This window comes from Micromonospora sp. CPCC 205539 (genome assembly GCF_036906815.1).
GTDB lineage: Bacteria > Actinomycetota > Actinomycetes > Mycobacteriales > Micromonosporaceae > Micromonospora.
Genome location: NZ_JBAKHW010000090.1, coordinates 1 through 4,365, shown reverse-complemented (window position 1 = coordinate 4,365; position 4,365 = coordinate 1). Strand labels below are relative to the sequence as shown.

The following is a 4,365-nucleotide window of genomic DNA, read 5'->3' as shown; positions in this document are numbered from 1 at the left end:
AGGATCGAGCACGATCATCGGCGCGGGGCGCGGGGCGCGGGGCGCGGGGCGCGGGGCGCGGGGCGCGGGGCGCGGGGCGCGGGGCGCGGGGCGCGGGGCGCGCGAGACGGGCGAGCCCCGCTTGACCGGTAGGTCGAGCGGGGCTCGTTGATGCGTGTGATGGGACTTACTAGCCGTCCAGGCCGACCGGTGAGTTGGGGCGGTCGACGTCGACGAACTCGACGTCGTCCACGGCCGGGTCCTCCTGGCTGCCAGCGGCCCGAGCGGCGGAACCGACGGCCCAGCCGATTGCAGCGCCCACCAGCGCGGCACCGATCAGCAGCGTCCAGGGCAGCGCCGGCCGACGACCAGCGAGCGCGTCGAAGGCCAACGAGGCGCGTCGGCGCGCTTCGTCGGCGGCGGAGCCGACCAGGTCACCCGCCCCGTCGGCGAGGTCGCTGCTGTTGCGGCGGGCCGATCGGGCGGTGTCCCGCACAGTGTCCAGGACACTGTCTCCGGCGGAGCTGACGGCGGAGGCGAGGTGCTCCCACGCCTGGTCCGCGATCCGCTCCGGCTTGCTGCGGCGGTCCAGCAGGTTGTTTCCGAACATCGTGGTTACCTCCTCGGGTGCCGAAGCCGCCGGCCACTTCGGACTTCGGCGTCTGTCCAGCGCGTCACGGTTCGCCTCATCCGCAGTGCCCCGGGTCGGCCGGGCGCAAACCCGGCCGACCCGGCTCGACGGGGCTTAGCGCAGCACCACCACTGCCACGCCCCGGGCGAAGTCGTCGTCATCGTCGTCGTCATCGTCGCCGCCGCCACCGAAACCGCAGGCCAGTACGAGAGCGAGCAGCGCGGCAACGCCAGCCAGCCCAGCCAATCTCTTGATCATCGATGGTCCTCTCCGTCACGGTGGACATCCCCGGCCGATGCTAGGCCCGCCCAGCAACCGCGGGCCGTGTCGGAAGCTTGGTCGACGAGGTGCGACACGCCGCCGCACGCGGGAGGGGCGCGCCTGACGGGCCGCTTGTCGGGTGTGTCGAGCTGGGACCGTTACCCTGGTCCGGCGACGCGTCGGCTCCGACCGATCGTCGAGTGATCAGATAACGAAAATTACGGAGATGGGTGACTTGATGTGCCCGAATCCGCGAATTGCTCATCCCGAGGGGTGGCGACCGAGGCCGTCGGAGGAATACTCTCGGTCGCGGCCCGCGTACTGATGAGGCGCCCGGGGGACGGGCGGGTGGAGGTGCTCGCGTGAGCCTGTCGATCGTGAAGTCGGTTCTGTCTGGTGGTGTCGTGGAGATCGCCCCGCGGGGCGAGATCGACGTCGACACCGCGTACGAGGTGCGCGAGGCGATTGCCGAGGTGCTGGCCAAGGGCCGCCCTCTCCGGATCGAACTGAACATGAGGCTGGTCACCTTCATCGACTCCGTCGGCATCAGCGCCATGGTCGCCGGCTTCCAGACCGCTGAAGTCAGCGGCGTCAAGCTCGTGGTCACCCAACCCAGCCGCTTCGTGCACCGTCAGCTCTGGGTGACCGGCCTGCTCGGTCTCTTCGGCGCTCCGGAGCCCTATTTCGCTGGCGCCGCCGCCACCCCTGAGGTGCTTCCCGGCGCCTGAGCGCTCGCTGCGACCAGCGTCAGCCTTCCAACTTCGACCAGCCCCGCCACCAACGGCAGGACGCCCAGCCAGGCCGCTCAGGGCTCACCTGCCAGCGCCTCACCGCCGCACCCTGCCCGTCGAGGCCTCTCAGCCATACCCTGTCGGGCCGGGCAGGCCCGCCCGCCACGTCTGGGCAGCCCCACCCCTCAGGGCTACTCAGGGCTGCCCCTCCAAACCCGTCAGGTCGACGTCGGTCGCCTCGGTGACGGCCCGGATCGCCGTCACCGACGCGTACCCGGCAGCCAGCAGCGCCACGTCCGTGCCGGCCTGCGCGGCCTGCCCCGGCTCCTCCAATGAGGTACGCACGAAGCCGTGCCCGGACTCGGCCACCGTCATCTGCACCTGGCCGAAGCTGGCGAGCGTGCCCCGGCGTACCCCGCGCAGCCGACCGTGTGGCAGATCCGGGGCGTTGACGTTGAGCACGCTCTCCGCTGGCGCGGCGGTCAGCCGGGGCAGCAGGTCCAGGGCGACCCGCGCCGCGGTGCTCCAGTGGCGCTCGGCGTCGCGTACCCGGGATGCGGCAGCCACCGCGGCACCACCGCTCGCGGCCGTCGCCTCGCCGGCGGAGAGCACGTCCAGCGAGACCGCCATCGCCCGGCAGCCGTTCGTGGCGGCGGTGAACGCGGCACCCACCGTGCCGGAGTGCAGCACCGCGCGACCGGCATTGGCGCCCCGGTTGATGCCGGAGAGCACCACCGACGGCGGCGGGCCGAACGCACCGTGCAGAGCGATCAGCGTGATGAAGCCGGGGGAGCCGGTAACCCCGTACGCCGGGACCCCGGGGAGTTCCGGCAGCGGATGGTCCTGCACCACCACCCGCCCGTCCCGCTCCAGCGCGCTCATCGCGGCGCTGGTGCCGCTGGCCTCCTCCATGGGCGCCGCGACGACCACGTCCAGGCCCCGCTGCACGGCAGCCCAGGCCAGCGCCTGGATGCCGGGCGCGGCGATCCCGTCGTCGTTGGTGACCAACACCCGCGGTTTCACCGCTCGACCGTCCGGTCGGCCAGCTCGTCGGGGGTGGTCCGCTCCTGCGGCCGGCTGTCCGCCGGAACCAGCCGGACCCGGTCCACCAACCCGGTGATCGAGTCCAACCGCCCGGTGCCCAGGCCGTGCCGGGTCACGTTCAGGGCCCCGGCGGCGGCGCCGGTACGGATGGCGGTCCGGATGTCCCCGCCGCCGGCCACCACGGCGGCCACACCGGCGGTCATCGAGTCGCCCGCGCCGCGCGGATCGGCGGCCTCCAACCGGGGCATCTCCACCTCGAACAGTTCCCCGTCGATGAGCGCCAACGCCGGCTGATCGGCTCGACTCACCACCACCGTCTCGGCGCCCGACGCGTGCAGGTCGTACATCGCCCGGGTCAGCTCGGCGCTGTCGTCGCTGCGGGCACGGCCGTCGCGGATCAGCTCCTCGTGGCTCACCTTCAGGAAGAACACCCCGCTCTTCAGCACCGCGCCAAGGTGGTCGCCGGAGAGGTCGACCACCACCCGTCCGCCGTTGGCGCTGAGGTCGGCGGCGAAGCGCCGGTACAGATCGGCGGGAACGAGCCACGGCTCGTTCGGCCCGCTGAGCATGCTCACCGAGGCCCGCAGGCCCTCGCCGAGGGCCAGGTTGTACAGCTCGTCAAGCTCATGCCGGCTCAGTGGCTGCCCGGGCACGTCGACGATCTCCCGCCGGGAACCGTCGCGACGATCGTGCACGTACCCGCCGCTGCCGGAGTCGCGGACCACCACCTTCAGGTCCACCCCCTCGCTGAGGAGCAGCGGCTCGAGGACCTGGCCGATCTCGCCACCGAGCGCGGTGCAGAGCACCACGTCGATCCCCAGCGACATCACCATCCGGGCCTGCCAGACGCCCTGCCCACCGGGGTGCAGGTGCAGTTCGGGCTGGTCATTCGGCTGATCCAACGTCACAGTCAGCTGCGGGGTGGGCGCGAAGACCATCACGTGCCCGCTCACCGGTCGTCGCCACTCATCGCCCCGCCTTCCGTCACTCTTGCCGAGGGTGATTCCCCACCAACCGAGCGTTATGCGAACGTCCCCCGAACGGCGGAACAACGGCCGGTGTCCGTCCGGCCGTTGCCAGCTCGACATTGGTACGGGACGATCGTTCGACCAATCGACGGTAGGAGACGGTGTGCTCAGGAGCGATACCTTCAGCTACACCGTCCAGGCCCGCTGCTCACTCGCCGAGGCAGCGGCGTTGCTCAGCGACCTGACCCGGCAGGGCGAACTGCACCCGCTGATCGTCCAGGTCCGCCAGTTGCCGCCTCGCCCCGGCGCCAAGGCCAGCTACGTGATCAACGACCGGTTACCGGTCGGGCCGCTGCACATGCGAACGACCTACCGGGCGGACGTGCTCATCAGCGAGGCCGACGAGATCGTCATGCTCGCCCGGCAGTGGCCGGCCACCACGGTGCGCAACCACACTCGGCTGCGCACGGAGCCGGACGGGCTGGTCCGGATCGACGTCGAGATCACCCTGACCGCGCCGGCCCCGCTGTTCCGGTACGCGTTCCGCCAGGCCCGAGTGGCCCACCTCGCCCTGGCCACCCGCCTCGGCGCAGCCCTCGACCAAGCAGGAACCTCCCCACCCACCACCTAACCCGCGCCCCGCGCCAGCGCTCTGCCCCGCCCCGCGCCAGCGCTCTGCCCCGCCCCGCGGCCCGCCCCGCGCAAGCGCCCCGCCCCGCGCCAGCGCTCTGCCCCGCGCCAGCGCTCCGCC

At 72.3% G+C, this 4,365-nt stretch carries 6 protein-coding genes; 2 read left to right on the top strand and 4 right to left on the bottom strand.

Going from position 1 to position 4,365, the window contains the following annotated elements:
* Positions 1-169 precede the first annotated feature (169 nt).
* Both V6V47_RS32590 and V6V47_RS32585 read right to left on the bottom strand, forming a co-directional pair.
* Entirely contained in the window at positions 170-589 is a 420-nt protein-coding gene (locus V6V47_RS32590) for a hypothetical protein (protein ID WP_334632399.1), read from the bottom strand.
* A gap of 135 nt (positions 590-724) precedes the next feature.
* Positions 725-868: a hypothetical protein gene (locus V6V47_RS32585; protein ID WP_334632398.1), complete on the bottom strand. Its 144-nt coding sequence runs from the start codon at positions 866-868 to the stop codon at positions 725-727.
* Positions 869-1,233: 365 nt separating this feature from the next.
* Here V6V47_RS32585 and V6V47_RS32580 point away from each other — a divergent pair, with 365 nt between their 5' ends.
* Entirely contained in the window at positions 1,234-1,599 is a 366-nt protein-coding gene (locus V6V47_RS32580) for an STAS domain-containing protein (protein ID WP_334632397.1), read from the top strand.
* Between the two features lie 198 nt (positions 1,600-1,797).
* On the opposite strand, the gene surE is transcribed toward V6V47_RS32580, so the two are convergent.
* Complete coding sequence (gene surE, locus V6V47_RS32575; RefSeq protein ID WP_334632396.1) at positions 1,798-2,625, bottom strand: 5'/3'-nucleotidase SurE; 828 nt, start codon at positions 2,623-2,625, stop codon at positions 1,798-1,800.
* Positions 2,622-3,584 (bottom strand): PfkB family carbohydrate kinase, encoded by a 963-nt coding sequence (locus tag V6V47_RS32570; protein ID WP_442934339.1) that lies wholly within the window; start codon positions 3,582-3,584, stop codon positions 2,622-2,624. The genes surE and V6V47_RS32570 overlap by 4 nt, the downstream gene beginning before the upstream one ends.
* 193 nt (positions 3,585-3,777) lie before the next feature.
* On the opposite strand from V6V47_RS32570, the gene V6V47_RS32565 reads away from it, so the two are divergent.
* The gene (locus V6V47_RS32565; RefSeq protein ID WP_334632394.1) at positions 3,778-4,245 is read left to right on the top strand and encodes an SRPBCC family protein; all 468 of its coding nucleotides are present in this window, start codon (positions 3,778-3,780) and stop codon (positions 4,243-4,245) included.
* Positions 4,246-4,365: the final 120 nt, after the last annotated feature.

Bases quoted from the DNA above. Each gene is read 5' to 3' on its own strand.
- V6V47_RS32590 (WP_334632399.1), bottom strand. From the start codon at position 589: ATGTTCGGAAACAACCTGCTGGACCGCCGCAGCAAGCCGGAGCGGATC.
- V6V47_RS32585 (WP_334632398.1), bottom strand. From the start codon at position 868: ATGATCAAGAGATTGGCTGGGCTGGCTGGCGTTGCCGCGCTGCTCGCT.
- V6V47_RS32570 (WP_442934339.1), bottom strand. From the start codon at position 3,584: ATGGTCTTCGCGCCCACCCCGCAGCTGACTGTGACGTTGGATCAGCCG.